Annotated in this window: 19 protein-coding genes and 1 riboswitch; of the genes, 11 read left to right on the forward strand and 8 right to left on the reverse strand. The window is 67.8% G+C overall.

What is annotated here, in order from left to right:
- Positions 1-75: 75 nt before the first annotated feature.
- Together ABFX18_RS10360 and ABFX18_RS10365 are read right to left on the reverse strand one after the other, a co-directional pair.
- Positions 76-1,488, reverse strand: coding sequence for an APC family permease (locus ABFX18_RS10360; RefSeq protein WP_211649177.1), 1,413 nt, complete (start codon positions 1,486-1,488; stop codon positions 76-78).
- Between the two features lie 38 nt (positions 1,489-1,526).
- Positions 1,527-3,173: an amidohydrolase gene (locus ABFX18_RS10365; protein WP_346058270.1), complete on the reverse strand. Its 1,647-nt coding sequence runs from the start codon at positions 3,171-3,173 to the stop codon at positions 1,527-1,529.
- A gap of 161 nt (positions 3,174-3,334) precedes the next feature.
- Here ABFX18_RS10365 and ABFX18_RS10370 point away from each other — a divergent pair, with 161 nt between their 5' ends.
- Positions 3,335-4,039, forward strand: coding sequence for a TetR/AcrR family transcriptional regulator (locus tag ABFX18_RS10370; protein WP_346058271.1), 705 nt, complete (start codon positions 3,335-3,337; stop codon positions 4,037-4,039).
- Here the strand turns inward: ABFX18_RS10370 and purU are convergent.
- Positions 4,036-4,923 carry a formyltetrahydrofolate deformylase gene (purU, locus tag ABFX18_RS10375; protein WP_346058272.1) on the reverse strand — a complete coding sequence of 296 codons (888 nt, stop codon included), beginning with the start codon at positions 4,921-4,923 and terminating at the stop codon, positions 4,036-4,038. The two genes, ABFX18_RS10370 and purU, sit on opposite strands and share 4 nt — an antisense overlap.
- Positions 4,924-5,048: 125 nt before the next feature.
- On the opposite strand from purU, the gene ABFX18_RS10380 reads away from it, so the two are divergent.
- The 9 genes from ABFX18_RS10380 to ccsB all read left to right on the forward strand — a co-directional run bounded on the left by ABFX18_RS10380 (position 5,049) and on the right by ccsB (position 13,931).
- Positions 5,049-7,319 carry a carbon starvation CstA family protein gene (locus ABFX18_RS10380; protein ID WP_346058273.1) on the forward strand — a complete coding sequence of 757 codons (2,271 nt, stop codon included), beginning with the start codon at positions 5,049-5,051 and terminating at the stop codon, positions 7,317-7,319.
- Positions 7,320-7,523: a YbdD/YjiX family protein gene (locus tag ABFX18_RS10385; protein ID WP_346058274.1), complete on the forward strand. Its 204-nt coding sequence runs from the start codon at positions 7,320-7,322 to the stop codon at positions 7,521-7,523. It begins immediately after the preceding gene.
- A gap of 80 nt (positions 7,524-7,603) precedes the next feature.
- A riboswitch (ZMP/ZTP riboswitch) is annotated at positions 7,604-7,691 on the forward strand.
- Between the two features lie 47 nt (positions 7,692-7,738).
- Positions 7,739-9,022: a serine hydroxymethyltransferase gene (gene glyA / locus ABFX18_RS10390; protein ID WP_090152175.1), complete on the forward strand. Its 1,284-nt coding sequence runs from the start codon at positions 7,739-7,741 to the stop codon at positions 9,020-9,022.
- A gap of 3 nt (positions 9,023-9,025) precedes the next feature.
- Positions 9,026-9,901, forward strand: coding sequence for a bifunctional methylenetetrahydrofolate dehydrogenase/methenyltetrahydrofolate cyclohydrolase (locus ABFX18_RS10395; RefSeq protein WP_346058275.1), 876 nt, complete (start codon positions 9,026-9,028; stop codon positions 9,899-9,901).
- 91 nt (positions 9,902-9,992) lie between these two features.
- Positions 9,993-10,718, forward strand: a complete 726-nt coding sequence (locus ABFX18_RS10400) for a VTT domain-containing protein (protein ID WP_346058276.1) — start codon at positions 9,993-9,995, stop codon at positions 10,716-10,718.
- 17 nt (positions 10,719-10,735) lie between these two features.
- The gene (locus ABFX18_RS10405; RefSeq protein ID WP_211649168.1) at positions 10,736-11,383 is read left to right on the forward strand and encodes a DedA family protein; all 648 of its coding nucleotides are present in this window, start codon (positions 10,736-10,738) and stop codon (positions 11,381-11,383) included.
- Positions 11,384-11,450: 67 nt separating this feature from the next.
- Entirely contained in the window at positions 11,451-11,831 is a 381-nt protein-coding gene (locus tag ABFX18_RS10410) for an ArsR/SmtB family transcription factor (protein WP_346058277.1), read from the forward strand.
- A 57-nt stretch (positions 11,832-11,888) separates the two neighbouring features.
- Positions 11,889-12,881, forward strand: a complete 993-nt coding sequence (locus ABFX18_RS10415) for an SRPBCC family protein (protein WP_346058278.1) — start codon at positions 11,889-11,891, stop codon at positions 12,879-12,881.
- Positions 12,882-12,989: 108 nt separating this feature from the next.
- Positions 12,990-13,931, forward strand: a complete 942-nt coding sequence (ccsB, locus tag ABFX18_RS10420) for a c-type cytochrome biogenesis protein CcsB (RefSeq protein ID WP_346058284.1) — start codon at positions 12,990-12,992, stop codon at positions 13,929-13,931.
- 30 nt (positions 13,932-13,961) lie between these two features.
- Here the strand turns inward: ccsB and ABFX18_RS10425 are convergent, their stop codons facing one another.
- The 5 genes from ABFX18_RS10425 to ABFX18_RS10445 form a co-directional block, all read right to left on the reverse strand.
- Positions 13,962-14,600 (reverse strand): chlorite dismutase family protein, encoded by a 639-nt coding sequence (locus ABFX18_RS10425; protein WP_346058279.1) that lies wholly within the window; start codon positions 14,598-14,600, stop codon positions 13,962-13,964.
- Between the two features lie 59 nt (positions 14,601-14,659).
- Positions 14,660-14,974 carry a metal-sensitive transcriptional regulator gene (locus ABFX18_RS10430; protein WP_090152154.1) on the reverse strand — a complete coding sequence of 105 codons (315 nt, stop codon included), beginning with the start codon at positions 14,972-14,974 and terminating at the stop codon, positions 14,660-14,662.
- Between the two features lie 19 nt (positions 14,975-14,993).
- Positions 14,994-15,902 (reverse strand): EamA family transporter RarD, encoded by a 909-nt coding sequence (gene rarD / locus ABFX18_RS10435; RefSeq protein ID WP_346058280.1) that lies wholly within the window; start codon positions 15,900-15,902, stop codon positions 14,994-14,996.
- A gap of 3 nt (positions 15,903-15,905) precedes the next feature.
- The gene (locus tag ABFX18_RS10440; protein WP_200332283.1) at positions 15,906-16,358 is read right to left on the reverse strand and encodes a GNAT family N-acetyltransferase; all 453 of its coding nucleotides are present in this window, start codon (positions 16,356-16,358) and stop codon (positions 15,906-15,908) included.
- 170 nt (positions 16,359-16,528) lie between these two features.
- Entirely contained in the window at positions 16,529-17,611 is a 1,083-nt protein-coding gene (locus ABFX18_RS10445; protein WP_090152476.1) for an ABC transporter ATP-binding protein, read from the reverse strand.
- Between the two features lie 264 nt (positions 17,612-17,875).
- Between ABFX18_RS10445 and ABFX18_RS10450 the strand changes: the two genes are divergently transcribed.
- Positions 17,876-19,090 carry an NADP-dependent isocitrate dehydrogenase gene (locus ABFX18_RS10450; RefSeq protein ID WP_090152143.1) on the forward strand — a complete coding sequence of 405 codons (1,215 nt, stop codon included), beginning with the start codon at positions 17,876-17,878 and terminating at the stop codon, positions 19,088-19,090.
- Positions 19,091-19,288: the final 198 nt, after the last annotated feature.

The raw sequence follows: 19,288 nt of genomic DNA on the forward strand, positions 1-19,288 counted from the left end.
GCGCGAGCGCATGCATAAACGCATGGCGGCCCCCACCCGTGCGGGCGGGGGCCGCTGTGCGCGCGGCCGCAGTGACTATCGCGGGTCGAGCGGGTAGTCCTCCGCCAACTGATCGATCTGCTCGGTGCTCGGATCGCTCTCCGAGAAGTCCATCTTCGGTACGGGCCGACGGAAGCCGCCGGTGACGAGCGCGATGATGACGACGCCGACGGCCAGCCAGATCCCGCCGACGAGCCAGGTGAGGGCCTCGAGCGAGCTCCAGAGCCAGATCGTGAGCACGAACCCGATGAGCGGCATGACGCCGTACCGGATCAGGGCCCAGGCGCCCTCCGGTCGCTTGCCGTGCTTCGGGAAGAGGTAGGTGCGGATGACCGAGAGGTTGACCATCGCGAACGCCGCGAGCGCGCCGAAGCTGATCATGAACGCGACGGTGTCGAGCGAGAGGAAGAGCGCGGAGAGCGCGAATACCGACACGACCACCGCGGCGATCACGGGAGTGCCGAAGCGGGAGTGCAGTCGCGAGAGCGGCTTCGGCAGCATGCCGTCGCGGCCCATCGCGTAGAGGATGCGCGAAACCGACACCTGGCCGGTCATACCCGAACCGAAGGCGCCCACCACGTAGATGGCGACGAAGAACGACGTGAACCAGCTCGTGCCGAAGCTGTCCATCACGGTCGTTCCCGCAGCGTCGATCTGAGCACTGCTGAGGGTCGACCACTCGGGGTTGAACGCCAGGGCGCCGGCCCACGAGACGAGGATGAAGAAGAAGCCGCCGAGCATCGTCGCGAGCAGGATCGCGCGAGGGATGTCGCGGCGCGGGTTCTTCGCCTCCTCGGACAGCGTCGACACCGCGTCGAAGCCGAGGAAGGAGAGCGCGAGGATCGCGGCTCCCGACGCGATCGCGCCGATGCCGCCCTCACCGAAGGTGAAGGGGTCGATGAGGCCGACCGACTGGTCGCCGCCGAGGTACTGCTTGAATGCGAGCGCGACGAAGACGACCACGAGCACCACGGAGAGGGCGATGATGACGAAGTTGACCTTGTTCACGAGCGTGATGCCCAGAATGTTGAAGACCAGCACGAGCACCAGCGCGACGAGGGTGAAGACCCAGATCGGAATGGCCGGGAACTGGGTGTTCATGTAGATGCCGATGAGCATGAAGTTGATCATCGGGATGAAGAGGTAGTCGAGCAGCATGACCCAACCGGTCAGGAACCCGGCCGCGCCCCCGAAGGACTGCTGCGAATAGGTGTACGCCGATCCCGCGACCGGATACTTGCGCACCATCGCCCCGTAGCTCGCCGCCGTGAAGAGCATGGTGATGACCGCGACGACGTAGGCCGCGGGGAGGTGCCCATCGGTGACCTGATTGACGATGCCGTAGGTCGTGAAGACGGTGATGACCGTCATGTAGGTGACCCCGAAGAGGGTCAGGCCGGTGAGGCCGAGTGCCCGCTGCAATCGGGGCTTGGACTGGGTGTCGCTCACGATGGTCTCCTTTGATTCGTGCAACGTCGAGGAACGGGTCAGGTGGTGATGGAAGTGCTCAGGAAGGTGGTGTCGCCGGCGAGCCAGGTGCCGTTGACGACGATCTCGGCGATCGCCTCCGGGGCGATGGTCAACGGGTCGGCCGAGAGCCAGGCGGCGTCGGCGACGCGGCCCACCTCGAGGGTGCCGCGATCATTCGCGAGGGCCTGCCGCGCGATGCCGGTGGTGTAGGCGCCGAGCGCGGCCGCGGCGCTGATGCGCTCCTCCGGCAGCCAGGCGTCGGCGTCGGGCTCGGTGTGGCTGTGGCGGGTGATGGCCGTGGAGAGCGCCGGCCGCCAGTCGCGTGTCGTCACCGGCCAGTCGCTGCCGAACGTGACAGTGGCTCCGCTGCGATGCACCGACCCGATGAGGTACTGCCATCCTTCGCGGGAGTGGCCGAGATGCGGGATCGTGAGGTCGCGCATCACCGCGTCGCACTGCGCCCAGTACGGTTCGAAGTTCGCGATGACCCCGAGTTCGGCGAAGCGCTGGACGTCGGCGGGATCGAGCAGCGCGACGTGAGCGATGACGTCGGCGCGCTCCCTGGCGGGGTTCGTCGCGCGGGCGTGCGCGAGCGCATCGAGCGCGCTGCGGTTCGCGGCGTCGCCGATCGCGTGGAGGTGCAGTTGGAATCCCTCCGCGTCGAAGGCGCGCACGGCCTCGGCGAGCTCGGCGTCGCTCCAGTTCGGCAGCCCGCGATCATCGGGCCGGTCGGCGTACGGCTCGATGAGTGCGGCGGTGTGGCTCTCGATGACCCCGTCGAGGAAGAGCTTCACCGTCTCTCCGCTCAGTCGCGGGTGGTCCAGCGACCTGACGCGGTTGCGGTTCGTGACGAACTCGGCGACCTGCTCGCGCCAGCGCGCCGGGTCGGCGCGGAATGCGAGGTTGACGCGCGTGTGCAACCGTTCCTGCTGCGCCGCTTCGAGGTAGAGCTCGAGGTCGGCCGGCTCCACCCAGGCGTCCTGAATCCAGGTGGTGCCCTGCTCCGCGTAGCCCCGGGTCGCCCGTTCGAGCGCTTCGAGCCGCTGATCCAACGCGAACGGGGGCACCACGTCCGCGATGAAATCGTTGGCCGCCGCCTCCTGCAGGGTGCCGAGCGGTGCGCCATCGGCCCGGCGCACGATGCGGCCGAGCTCGGGGTCGGGGGTGTCGGCGGTGATGCCGCCGGCGGCCAGCGCCGCACTGTTCACCCACGCGGTGTGGTAATCCCAGGCGCGCAGGATGGTGGGGGTGCTCCCGGTGACCTCGTCGAGCCAGCGCGCGTCGAACAGACCGCCTTCGGAGAAGGTCGCGTCGTAGCTCGCACCCACGATCCACTCGGCGTCGGGGTTCTCGGCCTTCCACGCTGCGACGGCGGAGACGATGCCTGCGAGGTCGGCGGCTTGCCGCACCTGCGGACCGAGCGCCTCGACGCCGCCCAGGACGGGGTGAGCGTGGCCGTCTCCGATGCCGGGCACGAGCGCGCCCCCGGCGAGATCGATCACGGTCGTCGCCTCAGCGGTGAGCGCCCGCGCGTCTTCCCCGATCGCGGCGACCCTGCCCGACCGGAAGGCGATCGCGTCGCTCGTCGCACGGTGCGCGCCCCCCATCGGATCGACGACGACGGTTCCGTTCACGAAGACGGTGACGTGCGAGGCTTCACTCATGCTGCATCCTTGCTGCTCGGTGCCGGAGGGCGGGAGGTCTAGAGTGGTAAACGAACGGGGTTCGTTTACCGGCGGGTCGAGAATAGTACGGATTCTCCGGCAGAGCGAGCGAACGCACGGATTCGTTGCGCAATCCGTATCGGCGAGCACGAAGGAGTGGCATGGCCAGCGAGGAGTCTGCGAAGCGGCGGCGAGCCGGCCGGCCCAAGCAGAACGTGCTGTCGCCTCGGCTGATCCACGAGACGGCACTCCGCCTCATCGACCGGCACGGAGTCGAGGGCGCGGGAATGCGGGCGATCGCGGCTGAGCTCGGTGTGCGGCCCTCATCGCTCTACAACCACGTCGCCGGTCAAGCCGAACTCATCGCGGGCGTGCGCGACCTGGTGAGCGAACGGATCCCCACCGCCCCGTTCGTCGAGCTGCCGTGGGATGCGGCGCTCGAGCAGTGGGCGCTCGGGTACCGGCTCGCCTTCGCGTCGCACCCGCCGACGATCGCGCTGCTCGCCGTGCAACCACTCGACCCCGATTCGAGCACGTCGTTCATGTACGACGCGGTCGCGGCCGGCCTGGTGCGCGCTGGATGGCCGCAGGAGCGGGCGCTCTCGGTGATCGTGGCCTTCGAGTGCTTCATCCTCGGGGCGGCGCTCGATCTCGCGGCGGACCCGGCCATGCTCGATCCGGGGCGGCGGGGCGATGTGCCGGCCTTCTCAGAGGTCTACCGCGCGCGAAGCGAGGCGCTCGAGGCCTCCGGGACCAGCCCGGCCGACGACGCGTTCGGCATCGGCCTGCGTGCGATGCTCGCGGGCCTCCGCGCCGAGTACGCCGCTCTCGCAGCGCAGAAGAACGACGATCGGCGACGCTCCTAGAAGATGATCGTGCGATCGCCGTCGACGAGCACGCGGTTCTCGGCGTAGGAGCGCACGGCGTGGCGCAGTACGCGCGCCTCCACGTCCTGGCCCAACTGCGTCAGCGACCGCACCGTGTAGCCGTGATCCACGCGGATCGTGTCCTGCTCGATGATCGGCCCCTCATCGAGATCGGTCGTGACGAAGTGCGCTGTCGCCCCGATGAGCTTCACGCCCCGCTGGTGCGCCTGCTTGTAGGGGTTCGCGCCCTTGAACCCCGGCAGGAAGGAATGGTGGATGTTGATCGCGCGTCCCTCGAGCGCGGCGCAGAGCTCGGGCGAGAGGATCTGCATGTACCGCGCGAGCACGACGAGCTCGATGTCGAGCTCGGCGACCGTCTCCAAGACGCGCGCTTCGAACGCCGCCTTGTCATCGCCGCCGGCGATGGCGCGGTGCTCGAACGGCACGTCGTAGAACTCCGCGATGTCGCGCACCGTCTCGTGATTCGAGAGCACGAGGGGGACGTCGATGGCGAGCTGGCCGGCGCGGCGACGGTAGAGCAGGTCGTTCACGCAGTGCGTCGCCGTCGAGGCGAGGATCAGCGTGCGCACCGGCCGGTCCGCACGATCCAGGCGCCAGGTCATGTGGTAGCGCTCCGTGACCGGGGCGAGCGCAGCGGCGAACCGCTCATCGAACGTCTCCGGCTGGGCGACGGCCTCCACCTGCAGCCGCATGAAGAAACGGCCGGTATCCGCCGAGGCGAATTGCTGGCTCTCCACGATGTTGCCGCCGGCCGCCACGATGGCGCCGCTGATCGAGTGCACGATCCCGGGTCCGTCGATGCAGGAGAGGGTCAGGACCCACTGGGTGTCGGAAGCGGTGGGAGGTGCGGAGAGCGTAGTCACGGTCTCCAGGGTAGTGCGTGCGCCGTATCGGCCCAATTTTGCTACAGTGACGCCAGGGGGCGGCGCCCGGAGTTGCGCGCAGAGCATCAACCGGGCGGCGAGCATCAGCGCAAAGGAGTGAATCGATGTCGCAGCTACGTACCGGCGAATCGTCTGACCCGATCTTCGAGCAGGACCCCGGCCTTCCGCCGGTCGCGCTCAGCGATGACGAGCGCGCGGAGGACGCGGGCAGGCACCGCGGTCTGAAGATCGCGATCTGGATCGCGGTCGGCATCCTGGGAGCGGTGGGCTGGACCATGCTCGCCCTGGCGCGAGGCGAGACGGTGAACGCCATCTGGTTCGTGTTCGCGGGCGTCTGCACCTATCTCATCGGATACCGCTTCTACTCGAAGTTCATCGAGTGGAAGATCGCGAGACCGGACGACCGCCGTGCGACACCCGCGGAGTACCGGGCGAACGGCAGCGACTACGTCGTCACCGACCGGCGCGTGCTCTACGGCCACCACTTCGCCGCGATCGCCGGCGCCGGGCCGCTCGTCGGTCCCATCCTCGCGGCGCAGTGGGGCTTTCTCCCCGGAACGATCTGGATCGTCGTCGGCGTGATCGTCGCAGGCGCCGTGCAGGACTACCTGGTGCTGTACTTCTCCATGCGCCGCGGAGGCCGCTCCCTGGGGCAGATGGCCCGCGACCAGCTCGGCCGGATCGGCGGGACGGCGGCGATTCTCGCGACCCTCGTCATCATGGTGATCATCGTCGCGATTCTCGCGCTCGTCGTCGTCAACGCGCTGGCCGAGAGCCCGTGGGGCGTCTTCTCCGTCGGGCTCACCATCCCCATCGCGCTCTTCATGGGGGTGTATCTGCGCTACCTGCGCCCGGGGCGCATCACGGAAGTGTCGATCATCGGATTCGTGCTGCTGATGGCCGCCATCATCTCCGGCGGATGGGTGGCCGAGACCGAGTGGGGCGCGGCCCTGTTCACCCTGGACAAGACGACGCTCGCCTGGTGCATCATCATCTACGGCTTCATCGCGGCCGTGCTGCCGGTCTGGTTGCTGCTCGCGCCGCGCGACTATCTCTCGACCTTCATGAAGATCGGCGTGATCCTGCTGCTCGCCGCGGCGGTGATCCTCGTCATGCCGAACGTCGAGGCCCCGGCGCTCAGCCAGTTCGCCTTCACGGACACCGCTCCGGTCGTGACCGGCAGCATCTTCCCGTTCCTCTTCGTCACGATCGCGTGCGGCGCCCTCTCCGGATTCCACGCGCTCATCGCGAGCGGCACGACCCCCAAACTCGTGCAGAAGGAACGGCAGACCCGCGTCATCGGGTACGGCGGCATGCTCATGGAATCGTTCGTGGCGCTGATGGCGCTGGTCGCCGCAGTGACGCTCGATCAGGGCATCTACTACGCCATGAACGGATCCGCAGCAGCAACGGGCGGCACCGTGCAGGGCGCGGTCGACTTCGTCATGGGTCTCGGCCTCGCCGGAGTCGACGTCTCAGCGCAGCAGCTCACCGACATGGCCGCCGCTGTCGGCGAGGAGAGCATCGTCTCGCGCACCGGCGGCGCCCCGACCCTCGCGCTCGGCCTGGCGAACATCATGAAAGATCTCATCGGCGGCACGTCCATGATGGGCTTCTGGTACCACTTCGCGATCATGTTCGAGGCCCTCTTCATCCTGACCGCCGTCGACGCCGGCACGCGAGTCGCCCGCTTCATGCTGCAGGACTCGATCGGCAACGTCGCGCCGAAGTTCGGCGACAACTCGTGGCGTCCAGGGGTGTGGATCACGACCGCGATCATGGTCGCGGCATGGGGATCGATCCTGATCATGGGAGTCACCGACCCGCTGGGGGGCATCAACACGCTCTTCCCGCTCTTCGGGATCGCCAACCAGCTGCTCGCGGCCATCGCCCTCGCCGTCGTCATGGCCATCGTCGCGGCGCAGAAGAACTTCAAGTACCTCTGGGTGGTCGTCGTGCCGCTCGCCCTCACCGCCGTCGTCACGATCACGGCCTCGGCGTTCAAGATCTTCTCGCCCAATCCGGCGATCGGCTACTGGGCGAATCACGTCGCATTCCGCGAGGCGCTCGCCGCAGGGGAGACGTCGCACGGCACGGCAGAGGGAGTCGAGGCGATGAGCGCCGTCGTGCGCAACACCGCGATTCAGGCGACGCTCTCGATCCTGTTCGTCACGCTCGCGATCATCGTCATCATCGCCGCCGTACTGGCGGTACTCCGCTCGCACCGAAGCCCGGAGGCCGTCGATACGAGCGATCCGCCGGTCGCATCCCGCACCTATGCTCCTGCCGGCATACTGGCGACTCCGAACGAGCGCAGGCTCGAGCGCCGATGGGCCGACGACCAGCCGCATGCGGCGCGCGCGAGGGGGCACTGAGTGCGTCGGCTCGTGCGCGCGATCGGGGCAGGCGGGGCGCGTCTGCGCTGGTTCTGCCGCGAGCTCTTCGGCGACGCCAAGTACGAGCGCTACGTTGCGCATCTTCGGGTCGCGCACCCTGACGCGCCGGTGCCCGACGTGCGCACCTTCTGGCGCGAGCACTACGCCGAGCAGGATCGGAACCCCGGCGCGCGCTGCTGCTGACCGACGAGCCGGCGGCGCACCGCGATACGGCGAGCGGGCGAGGCCCGACCGCTCGCCGCCGCCGTCGCGGCTTGCTAAGCTGAGCCCGTCGCGACTGGCGTACAGATGGTCACCATCGGGAAACGACACACTGCTTGCATGGGACGGCCGCTCGCCTGGGTCGGATCCGGAAATGTTGCCGCGCTCGCGCGCGAATCACCACCGAGGAGCATTGCATGACCACCCAGTCAGCCTTTTTCAACGAGCCGCTCGAAGTCGTCGATCCTGAGATCGCCGAGGTCCTCAAGAACGAGCTCAACCGCCAGCGTTCCACGCTGGAGATGATCGCCAGTGAGAACTTCGTGCCCCGCGCCGTGCTCGAATCGCAGGGTTCCGTGCTCACGAACAAGTACGCAGAGGGGTACCCGGGCCGCCGCTACTACGGCGGCTGCGAGTTCGTCGACGTCGCCGAGGATCTGGCGCGCGAGCGCGCCAAGTCGCTCTTCGGCGCCGCGTACGCCAATGTGCAGCCCCACTCCGGCGCGTCCGCCAATGCCGCCGTGCTCTCCGCGATCGCCGAGCCGGGCGACACGATCCTCGGTCTCGAGCTGTCGCACGGCGGGCACCTCACGCACGGCATGAAGCTGAACTTCTCCGGCAAGCTCTACAAGGTCGCCTCCTACGGAGTCGACCCCGACACGTTCCTCATCGACATGGATGTCGTGCGCCAGCAGGCGCTCGAGCACCGGCCCAAGGTGATCATCGCCGGGTGGTCCGCCTACCCCCGCACGCTCGATTTCGCGAAGTTCCGCGAGATCGCCGACGAGGTGGGAGCCACCCTCTGGGTCGACATGGCGCACTTCGCGGGTCTCGTCGCTGCGGGCCTCTACCCGAACCCGGTGCCGCACGCGCACGTCGTCTCGTCGACCGTGCACAAGACCATCGGCGGGCCCCGTTCTGGTTTCATCCTCACCAACGATCTCGACCTGCACAAGAAGCTGAACTCGAACGTCTTCCCAGGGCAGCAGGGCGGGCCGCTCATGCACGTGATCGCCGCGAAGGCGACCGCGTTCAAGCTCGCCGCGACGGAGGAGTTCGCCGACCGCCAGGTGCGCACCCTCTCGGGAGCGAAGCTCGTGGCCGAGGCGCTGACGACCGAGGCAGCGCGCGGAGCCGGCGTCGATGTGCTGACGGGCGGCACTGACGTGCACCTCGTGCTCGCCGACCTGCGCGACTCGTCGCTCGACGGGCAGCAGGCGGAGGATGCGCTGCACTCGGTCGGCATCACGGTCAACCGCAACGCCGTTCCCTTCGATCCTCGCCCGCCCATGGTCACGTCGGGCCTGCGGATCGGCACGCCCGCGCTCGCGACCCGCGGATTCGGCGACGCCGAGTTCGCCGAGGTCGCCGACATCATCGCACTGACGCTGCAGCAGTCGGGCGACGTCGATGCGCTCTCGGCCCGCGTCACGGCGCTCGCCGACGCGTTCCCGCTGTACCCCGGTCTCGAGGAGTGGTAACCGATGGCCGCTGAACTCCTGGACGGGAAGGCAGCTGCCTCGGCGATCAAGCAGGAGCTCACGGGCCGCGTGTCGGCGTTGCGCGAGCGCGGAATCGTGCCCGGGCTCGCGACGGTGCTCGTCGGAGACGACCCCGGATCGCAGTGGTACGTCGCCGGCAAGCACCGGGACTGCGCCGAGGTCGGCATCGCGTCGATCAAGCGCGACCTCCCGGAGTCGGTGACGCAGGAGGAGCTCGAGGCCGTGCTCGATGAGCTGAACGCCGACTCGGCGTGCACCGGCTACATCGTCCAGCTCCCGCTGCCGAAGCACATCGACACCGATCGGATCCTCGAGCGCATCGATCCCGACAAGGACGCCGACGGGCTGCACCCGACGAACCTCGGGCGGCTCGTGCTCAACGCGAACCGGCCGATCGAGTCGCCGCTGCCGTGCACCCCGCGCGGTGTGATCGAACTCGTGGAGCGCAACGGCATCTCATGGGCGGGCAAGCACGTGGTGGTGGTGGGCCGGGGTGTCACCGTCGGGCGACCGATCGGTCCGCTGCTGACGCGTCGCGAGTACAACGCGACGGTGACACTGACGCACACGGGAACGCAGGATCTCGGCAGCATCCTGCAGCAGGCCGACGTGATCGTCGCTGCGGCCGGCTCCGAGGGCATCGTTCGCGCCGAGCATGTGAAGCCCGGCGCGATCGTGCTCGACGTCGGAGTGTCGCGCAAGACTGATCCGGTGACGGGGAAGAGCCGTGTCGTCGGAGACGTCGATCCCTCGGTCGCCGAGGTCGCGGCGTGGGTCTCACCGAATCCGGGCGGCGTCGGGCCGATGACGCGTGCGCTGCTCCTGCAGAACGTCGTGGAGATGGCGGAACGGGCCTGACGCATTCCCCCGGACTGGTCGTTCAGGCGGGCGCGGCATACTGGTGTGCGTCGTGCCCGCCGCCCATCCCGACGAAAGTTGAGCTCCGCACGTGACATCGACGACCACCGCACTCTCCATGACCGCGACGGTCCCTGCGCTGCTCGGCATCGACTGGCTCGATCCGGAGACCCTGCTGGAGGCCGGTGGGTGGATCGCGCTGGTGCTCGCGTGCGCCTTCGTGTTCCTGGAAACGGGCGTGCTCGTGCTGGCGTTCCTCCCCGGCGATTCGCTCCTCTTCACGGTCGGGCTCTTCAGCGCGACGGGCATCATCGATGTGCCGATCGGGATCACGTGCGCCCTCCTCTTCCTCTTCGCCTTCGCCGGCGACCAGATGGGCTTCATGATCGGGCGGAAGCTGGGACCTGCGGTCTTCAACCGGGAGAAGAGCCGCCTCTTCAACCCCGAGAACGTCGCGCGTACGCACGCGTTCTTCGAGAAGCACGGTCCGAAGGCGATCATCATCGCGCGCTTCCTCCCGATCTTCCGAGCATTCGTGCCGGCTGCTGCCGGCGTCGGCAAGATGGAGTACCGCCACTTCGTCCTCTACAACGCGATCGGCGCCCTGCTCTGGGGCGTCGGGGTGACCCTCCTCGGGTTCTTCCTCGGGCAGATCCCCTTCGTGCGCGAGTACAGCGAGGTGTTCATCATCGTCCTCGTGCTGATCCCGGGCATCCCGATCCTCATCGAACTCTTCCGCGCCCTCTCGCATTGGCGTGCGAAGCGCGGGGCTCCGGTCGCGGCGCCCGTCTCGCGCGACGGCGACGAGATCGCCTGAAGCGGGCGCGCAGACAGATGAATACGCACCCGGGCAGCGAGTACGAGGGCCTCATCGGCTGGATCCTGACGCTGATGGAGCGCATCGGCGAGTGGGGGGTCGGGCTCGCCGTCTTCCTCGAGACGTTCATCCCTCCGATTCCCTCGGAGGCGCTGCTTCCCGGCGCCGGCTTTCTCGCGTACGAGGGGCGGCTGAATTTCTGGTTCGCGTGGGCGATGGCCACACTCGGGGCTCTGGTGGGCGCCTGGGTCTGGTACGCGATCGGCGCCGCCTTCGGCCGGGACCGGACCCGTCGGGTCGTCGGCAGGATCCCGCTCATGGACCACGACGACTTCGATCGTGCGGAAGTGTTCTTCTCGCGGTGGGGAGGCACGGCGGTGCTCCTCGGCCGCTGCGTCCCTCTCGTCAGATCCTTCATCTCTATTCCCGCGGGCATCGAGCGCATGTCGATCGCGAAGTTCAGCATGTACACGCTGCTCGGATCCGGTGTCTGGAACGGGATCTGGATCGGACTGGGGTACGCGTTCGGGCCGGCGATCAAGCCGATACTCGAGCAGTGGAGCGGCGTGCTCTCCGACGCCATCATCGTGATCATCGTCGCGCTCTTCCTGTGGTTCGTGATCGCCCGACTGGTGCGCAACGCGCGCCGCAAGCGGGCCTCGTAGAGCGCTCGGCGTACGATCGGCATTCGCCGGTTGACGGCGCGCTGATCCTGCCTTAAAGTACAACCAAATGGTTGCACAAATCTCGCCCCAGTCCGCTGACGCCAGCGCCGAGCCCGCGCTCGGGCTGACGGACGAGCAGGTGAACCGCGTCTTCCGCGCCCTCGCCGACGCGACACGGCGCGACATCGTGCGACGCACCCTGACCGAAGAAGCCTCGATCTCCGAGCTGGCGGCCGACTACGACATGTCGTTCGCGGCGGTGCAGAAGCACGTCAGCGTGCTCGAAGCAGCGGATCTCGTCGCACGAACCCCCAAGGGAAGGGAGCGCATCATCTGCGGCAACCCCGAGACCATCCGTCGGGTCCAGGAACTCCTGGGCCACTTCGAGCAGATCTGGCGCTCGCGCATCGATCGGCTCGACGTGTTCCTCTCCGAACGCCCCGAGTAACCCACGTCGGCGCTGCACCGACGCAGCGATCCCGGCACGCGAAGAAAGGTCGACATCATGCCCATCACCTCCGTCACGACCGATACCGAGGCGTACACCCTCACCGTGGTCGCCGATTTCACCGTCCCGGTGCGCCGCCTCTGGGACGCCTACGTCGATCCCAGGCAGATCGAACGCTTCTGGGGGCCGCCCGAGTACCCCTCGACGTTCACCCGGCACGACGCGGTCGCGGGCGGCGTGAGCAACTACATCATGACGGGCCCGGGCGGAGACCGGAGCTGCGGATACTGGGAATGGGAGTCCGTCGACGCACCGCACTCGTTCGCGGTGCGAGACGGCTTCGCGAACGACGACGGCACGCCCAACACCGAGTTCCCCACCGTGCGCATGGAGTTCGCCTTCACCGAGTCGGCTCTCGGCTCCAGACTCACCACCGTCTCCCGATTCGGTTCGCTCGAAGCGCTCGAACAGCTCAAGGCGATGGGAATGGAAGAGGGCATGCGCGCTGCGATGGGGCAGATCGACGCGGTCGTCGAGGACCTCCGATCGTTCGCCGCCGGGCGCGAGACCGAAGTGCAGCTGCTGGGCGAGACGCAGGCGCGGGTCTCCCGCATCATCCGCGGGTCGGTCGAGCAGGTGTGGCAGGCGCACGTCGACCCCTCCCTCTTGCAGCGCTGGCAACTGGGGCCCGACGGCTGGAGCATGCCCGTCTGCGAGTACGGCGCCGGAGTCGGCCAGCGCCTGCGCACCGAATGGCAGAACGACGAGAGCGGTGAACGTTTCGGCTTCGCCGGGGTCGTCGTCGAATCAGCCGCACCGCATCGGCTCGTGACGACGGAGCGGATGATCTCGCCGCAGGATCCCGAGGGCTCTGGCAGCCCCGAGACCCTGAATGAGATGACGCTCGTTCCCGTCGACGGCGGCACACTGTTCGCCTACGTCATCACGTACCCGGACGCGACGGTGCGCGAGGCGGTGCTCGCCACCGGCATGGCCGAGGGCATGGAGACGGGCTACCAGCGTCTCGAGCAGGTCGTGCTCGCAGGCTGAGCGAACGACGGGCTCGACGGGCCCCGTTCACAGCGGGAGCGGCTACTCTAGGGGACTGTGCTGCTGACGGAACTGGAAAACTACTCGACCATCGCCCTGTACTCGGCGATGATCGTCTACGCCATCGCCTTCGTGTTCTACGCGGTGGATCTCGCGAACCGCAGCGGTGACGCCGCAGCGGTCCGTACGCCGGCCGCCGACGCTGAGGCGGCGACGGCCGGCGGCGGCGTCGCGACGATGGTGCGGACGGCGCCGCCGAGCCGCGCCATCGGTACCGTGATCAAGCCTCGGCGATCACGCTCGCTGCGCATCGGGTTCTCGCTCACCGTCCTCGGGTTCCTGCTGCACCTCGGAGCGACCGTGCTGCGCGGCATCGGGGCGGAGCGCGTTCCGTGGGCGAACATGTACGAGTTCGCGCTGACCGCGACCTGCGCGATCGTACTGATCTTCCTGGTCGTGCAGTTCTTCGTCGACCTGCGCTTCCTCGGCGCGCTGATCACGGGCATGACGATCCTGTTCCTCGGCGTCACGAAGGTGAACTTCTACGTCGCGATCGTCCCGCTGCAGCCGGCGCTCGACTCGTACTGGCTCGTGATCCACATTCTCGTCGCCGTGCTCGCAGTCGGGTTCCTCACCCTCTCGTTCGGACTGTCGGTGCTGCAGCTGCTCCAAGCCCGACGGGAAGCGCGCGATGCGCAGGGCGCCACGCCGACCATGCGGTTCCTCTCCACCTTCCCCGCAGCCGTGCGCCTGGAAGATCTGGCCTACCGCCTGGCGATCATCGGGTTCGTCTTCTGGACGTTCACGCTCATCGCCGGCTCGATCTGGGCGGAGGCCGCGTGGAGCCGTTACTGGGGCTGGGACACGAAGGAAGTCTGGACCTTCGTCATCTGGGTGCTCTACGCGGGGTACATCCACGCCCGCGCGACGCGCGGCTGGCGAGGAACGCGATCAGCATGGCTGTCGGTCATCGCCTACACGGCGGTCATCTTCAACTTCACGATCGTCAACGTCTTCTTCAAGGGGCTGCACGCCTACTCGGGCCTGTAAGCGGGAGACCAGCGGCGGTGCGCCGATGGGCTACTGCAGCACCTCGACCATTTCCGCCGGATCGATGAGGCGGCCCGCGATCGTGCCGCCGGTGACGCCCGAGCGGTCGCCCGCGTCGCGCAGATGGTCGACGATCCAGACGAGCTCGTCGGCCTCACTGGTCACGATCCAGTCGGTGTCGCCGATCCCGCAGGTGGCAGCCGACTGAACCGAGACGGCCGCCGAGGCGCCGGCCAGGCCCGGCCGGTCGCTCGCCCCGCTCACGGAGAGCCACTGCTTCGGCGCCTCATCGGCTGCGGCAGCATCGACGACGACGCCGAGAGTGCTCCAGGTGCGAATGAGGGGCTGCACGATCGCCGTGCGCCGCAACTGACGCAGGGACCACTGCAGATCCTCAGGTGCGGCCCCCTGCAGCCAGACGAGCACGTCGGCGTCTGAGCGCACTCCGCTGACGTCGTACCAGCCGCGGACGACGACGCCCTCATCATCGATCTCCCGCGACACGTCTTCGAGCTCGCGGACGATGCCGGGCACGTCACGACCGTCGAGCACGACCGGGTGCGACGAACTCACGCGGAACGCCGCGAAGAGCGAGAACGTGGTCTCAGGCACGCCGCTCTCCAGCGCTTCAGAAGGGATGGCTGCGGGATCGATTCCGAGTTCGCTCATGCCTCCATCGTGGTGGCCGGAGGCGAGGGATGCAAGGGGCGGCGACTCGGCCGCGATGGTCAGCGCACCAGCCGGGCGATCGCAGCCGAAGCCTCATGCAGCTTCTCGGCGGCCACTGCCCCGCCCTCCGCAGCGGCAGACGCGACGCAGTGACGCAGGTGATCGTCCAGGAGCTCGAGCGCCACGCGCTCCAGGGCCTTCGTAGCCGCCGAGACTTGCGTGAGGATGTCGATGCAGTACTCGTCCTCCTGCACCATGCGCTGGACGCCGCGCACCTGGCCCTCGGCGCGGCGCAGCCGCTTCAACAGTTCGTCTTTGTGCTCGATGTAGCCGTGCGTGTGCTCAGCGCAGGCAGCATCCATGACTTCGCTCATGCGAGAACTGTACCCGGGTTCAGCCGTCCGTTCGCCGACGGCGCAGCAACCCGACGACACCCCCGCCGATCAGCACGAGCACGGCCGCCCAGATGGCGAGGTAGAGCGGATACTCCTCAGGCGCGATGCGTTCCCCGTTGAGCATCGATGCGACGACGAGGAGTGCCGGCTCGAGGTAGCTGAGCAGCCCGAACACGCTGATCGTCAGCAGTCGAGAGGCGAGGATGTAGCAGACGAGCGCGATGCCGGTGCCGATGCCGAAGACGGGTCCCAACCAGAGGAGATTCGGGTTGACGGCGAGGGACGTGCCCGTGACGAGCTCGCGCGCCAGCAGGATCGCGGCAATCGGTGTCATCGCGAGGAACTCCCAGAACATGCCGCCCAGGTGCGCGAAACCGAGTGCCCTCCTGAGCACGAAGTACACGGGGTAGCCCACGGCGACGAGCAGCGTCTCCCAGGAGACGCCACCGGCGCGCACGAGTTCGAAGCCGACGCCGATCGCGGCGATGCCCGCGGCAGCCCACTGCCACCACAGCAGGCGATCGCGGTACAAGAACTTGCCGACGAGCACGAGCATCAGGGGGAGGAGGAAGTACCCGAGGGCGACCTGCAGGCCGCGCCCGTGCAGCGGCGCCCAGGTGAACACCCAGAGCTGAACGGCGATCAGCGCGCCGCATGCGATCACTCCGATCACGAGCAGCGGCGTGCGCCGGAGTCTGCGGCCGAGCTCGGCGACGAGATCCCACTGCCGTGCGGCGAGGAGCGCGAGGGCGATGATGGGAATCGCGCAGAGCGTGCGCAGCGCCCAGATCGCCTCAGCCGGGGCCGGGGCGAGCAGCGGCGTGACGAAGTAGATTCCCGCGAACAGCACAGAAGAGGCGACCGAAACGATCGCCCCTCTCGAGTCGCGGCTCAGCGAGCCGGTCACTCCTTAGAGATCGATTGCGCCGATGACCTCGCCGTACGGCGTCTCGCCGATCGGGGCGAAGCCGATGTGCAGGAAGAACCCCTCCGGCCCTTCCTCGCCGCGCTCCCAGAGCACCGTGACGCGCTCGAACCCGCGGCGCCGAGCCTCTTCGATGAGCGCCTTGACGGCGAAGGTGCCGACGCCCGTTCCCTGCTCCTCGGCGTCGACGTTGATGCGCCAGAGCGCTGCCTTGAACTCCTCCTGCGAGGCGTCGGGATCGAAGTTGCCGTGGATGAACCCGACGACCTCGTCATCGCGCAGGACGACGCGCTGCCACGCCGTGTGCGCGGGCGTGACCGCCGCCGCAGCAGCGTAGGAGACGGGCGTGATGAACTGCTCCTGGCCCCGCTTCAAGCCCAGCGTATTCACCGCGACGATGGTCGCTGCGGAAAGCTCTTCGAGTCTCAGGTCGCTCATGAATCAAGGCTAGCGCCTCGCGCCGTTCGCGCAAGGAGGAGGTGCAGGATCTTCGGCGGCCGCTCCGCGGCGCCGGCGGCGGGCCCGACGCGGATCGGGGTCGGTTTCGGGGCGTCGCCGGGTCGGCGAGTGCCCGGAGATCGACCCCGATCCGGAAGCGGGCGCGAGCGTCAGGAGAGGCGAGCGCCCGACTCCCCGTCGAATACGTGCACGCGCGAGGGGTTGGGGGCGAGGGTGACGGTCTCGCCGGCCTCCGGGTGCACGCGCCCGTCGACCCGCGACACGACCTCGGTGCGCACTCCGTCGACGTCGGCGTGCCCGTACAGGTAGCCGTCGGCGCCGAGCTCCTCGACGAGATCGACCTCCACCCGTATCCCGGCGTCTCCCTCCGGCACGACCGTCAGATCTTCCGGCCGCATGCCGATGGTGAGCGCCCCGCTCGCCGCGGCGCTGCGGATGGAGGGCTCCAGGGGAATATCGAGCGAGCCGGATCGCGCCGCGTCGCCCGTGATCGTCGCAGGCAGCAGATTCATCGCGGGCGACCCGATGAAGCCGGCCACGAACACGTTGTTCGGGGTCTCGTACAGGTCGCGCGGAGTGCCGATCTGCTGCAGCACCCCCTCTTTGAGCACAGCGATGCGATCGCCCATGGTGAGCGCCTCGGTCTGATCGTGCGTCACGTAGACCGTGGTCACGCCGAGCCGGCGCTGCAGGGACGCGATCTGCGTGCGGGTCTGCACGCGCAGCTTCGCGTCGAGGTTCGAGAGCGGTTCATCCATCAGGAAGACCTGAGGCTGGCGCACGATGGCGCGGCCCATCGCGACGCGCTGCCGCTGGCCGCCCGAGAGCGCCTTCGGCTTGCGGTCGAGGAACTCCTCGAGGTCGAGCATCCGGGCGGCCTCGCGCACGCGCTCCTCGCGCTCCGTCTTCGAGACGCCGGCGATCTTGAGGGCGAAGCCCATGTTGTCGGCGACCGTCATGTGGGGGTACAGCGCGTAGTTCTGGAAGACCATCGCGATATCGCGATCCTTCGGGGGAACGTCGGTGACGTCGCGCTCGCCGATGAGGATGTGACCGCCGTCGATCTCCTCCAGCCCGGCCAGCATGCGCAGCGTGGTGGATTTGCCGCAACCCGATGGGCCGACCAGCACGAGGAACTCACCGTCCCCGATGTCGAGGTCGAGCGCATCGACCGATGGGCGTGAAGCACCCGGGTAGACCCGGGTGACGTTGTCGAACGTAACTGTTGCCATGATGAACTCCTCTGCCGGCAGGCACGTGCCGGACGATCCGTTGCAGTGGAAGACGGCTGCATCGCCGTCGGTACCCGGTTCGGGTGAGACCCACATTAGGGGAGCGATGGGGCCATGCGCTACGGGCGAGGCGCACGCGATGTGCGGCGGCAGGAGGGCCGCAACGGGGCGGCAGCGGAGCGAATATATCTCGATGTCGAGATACTCAAACGGACTCGGGTAGAATGAATCCCGGCTCATATACGACGAAAAACGGGAGAAGCGTTGGCGAAGATCAAGGTTGAAGGCACGGTCGTCGAACTCGACGGCGACGAGATGACCCGCATCATCTGGCAGTTCATCAAGGACCGCCTCATCCACCCGTACCTCGACGTCACGCTCGAGTACTACGACCTGGGCATGGAGCACCGCGACGCCACCGACGACCAGGTGACGATCGACGCGGCCAACGCCATCAAGAAGCACGGCGTCGGCGTCAAGTGCGCGACGATCACGCCCGATGAGGCCCGCGTCGAAGAGTTCGGCCTGAAGAAGATGTGGCGCAGCCCGAACGGCACGATCCGCAACATCCTCGGCGGCGTCGTCTTCCGCGAACCCATCATCATCTCGAACATTCCCCGCTTGGTGCCCGGCTGGAACAAGCCGATCATCATCGGCCGCCACGCGCACGGCGACCAGTACAAGGCGACCGACTTCAAGGCCGGCCCGGGCAAGGTCACACTGACCTACGAGCCCGCCGACGGCTCCGAGCCGCAGCAGTTCGAGGTCGTCACGCTGCCCGAGAACGGCGGCGTGATCCAGGGCCAGTACAACTTCAACGACTCGATCCGCGACTTCGCTCGCGCATCGTTCAAGTACGGTCTCTCACGCGACTACCCGGTGTACCTCTCCACGAAGAACACCATCCTCAAGGCGTACGACGGCCAGTTCAAGGACATCTTCCAGGAGGTCTTCGACGCCGAGTTCAAGGAGCAGTTCGAAGAGCGCGGCCTCACCTACGAGCACCGACTCATCGACGACATGGTCGCCTCGGCCATGAAGTGGGAGGGCGGCTACGTCTGGGCCTGCAAGAACTACGACGGCGACGTGCAGTCGGACACCGTGGCGCAGGGCTTCGGCTCGCTCGGACTCATGACCTCCGTGCTGATGACCCCCGACGGGCAGACGGTGGAGGCGGAGGCCGCCCACGGCACCGTCACTCGCCACTTCCGTCAGCACCAGCAGGGGAAGCCGACGTCGACCAACCCCATCGCCTCGATCTTCGCCTGGACGCGCGGCCTCGCGCACCGCGGCAAGCTCGATCAGAACCAGGAGCTGATCGCCTTCTCCGAGACCCTCGAAGACGTCGTCATCAAGACCGTCGAGTCGGGCAAGATGACGAAGGACCTGGCGCTGCTCGTCGGCCCGGATCAGGGCTACCAGACGACCGAGGAGTTCCTCGCTTCGATCGACGAGAACCTGGCTGCCCGTCTGGCCTAGTGCGTTCGGCGCGAAGGCGCGCGGTGAAATGGGGATCGGTGCTTCGGCGCCGGTCCCCATTTTCGTGTGCTCGGGATGAGCGGGTCCGGCTTCGGTGGGAGATTCGGCTTCGGTGAGAGCTGAGCCCGGGCGGTTTCATTTGGTCGTTGCAACACCCTTCATTCGAAGGGATGTACCCGCTATGCCTCGTATCAGCAG

It is taken from the genome of Leucobacter alluvii, assembly GCF_039530485.1.
GTDB lineage: Bacteria > Actinomycetota > Actinomycetes > Actinomycetales > Microbacteriaceae > Leucobacter > Leucobacter alluvii.

Excerpts from the sequence above, each read along its gene's own strand:
- ABFX18_RS10410 (WP_346058277.1), top strand. The coding sequence starts at position 11,451 with ATGGTTGCACAAATCTCGCCCCAGTCCGCTGACGCCAGCGCCGAGCCC.
- ABFX18_RS10430 (WP_090152154.1), bottom strand. The coding sequence starts at position 14,974 with ATGAGCGAAGTCATGGATGCTGCCTGCGCTGAGCACACGCACGGCTAC.
- ABFX18_RS10445 (WP_090152476.1), bottom strand. The coding sequence starts at position 17,611 with ATGGCAACAGTTACGTTCGACAACGTCACCCGGGTCTACCCGGGTGCT.
- ABFX18_RS10415 (WP_346058278.1), top strand. The coding sequence starts at position 11,889 with ATGCCCATCACCTCCGTCACGACCGATACCGAGGCGTACACCCTCACC.
- ccsB (WP_346058284.1), top strand. The coding sequence starts at position 12,990 with ATGATCGTCTACGCCATCGCCTTCGTGTTCTACGCGGTGGATCTCGCG.
- ABFX18_RS10425 (WP_346058279.1), bottom strand. The coding sequence starts at position 14,600 with ATGAGCGAACTCGGAATCGATCCCGCAGCCATCCCTTCTGAAGCGCTG.
- ABFX18_RS10370 (WP_346058271.1), top strand. The coding sequence starts at position 3,335 with ATGGCCAGCGAGGAGTCTGCGAAGCGGCGGCGAGCCGGCCGGCCCAAG.
- ABFX18_RS10380 (WP_346058273.1), top strand. The coding sequence starts at position 5,049 with ATGTCGCAGCTACGTACCGGCGAATCGTCTGACCCGATCTTCGAGCAG.
- ABFX18_RS10365 (WP_346058270.1), bottom strand. The coding sequence starts at position 3,173 with ATGAGTGAAGCCTCGCACGTCACCGTCTTCGTGAACGGAACCGTCGTC.
- ABFX18_RS10395 (WP_346058275.1), top strand. The coding sequence starts at position 9,026 with ATGGCCGCTGAACTCCTGGACGGGAAGGCAGCTGCCTCGGCGATCAAG.
- ABFX18_RS10405 (WP_211649168.1), top strand. The coding sequence starts at position 10,736 with ATGAATACGCACCCGGGCAGCGAGTACGAGGGCCTCATCGGCTGGATC.
- glyA (WP_090152175.1), top strand. The coding sequence starts at position 7,739 with ATGACCACCCAGTCAGCCTTTTTCAACGAGCCGCTCGAAGTCGTCGAT.
- ABFX18_RS10440 (WP_200332283.1), bottom strand. The coding sequence starts at position 16,358 with ATGAGCGACCTGAGACTCGAAGAGCTTTCCGCAGCGACCATCGTCGCG.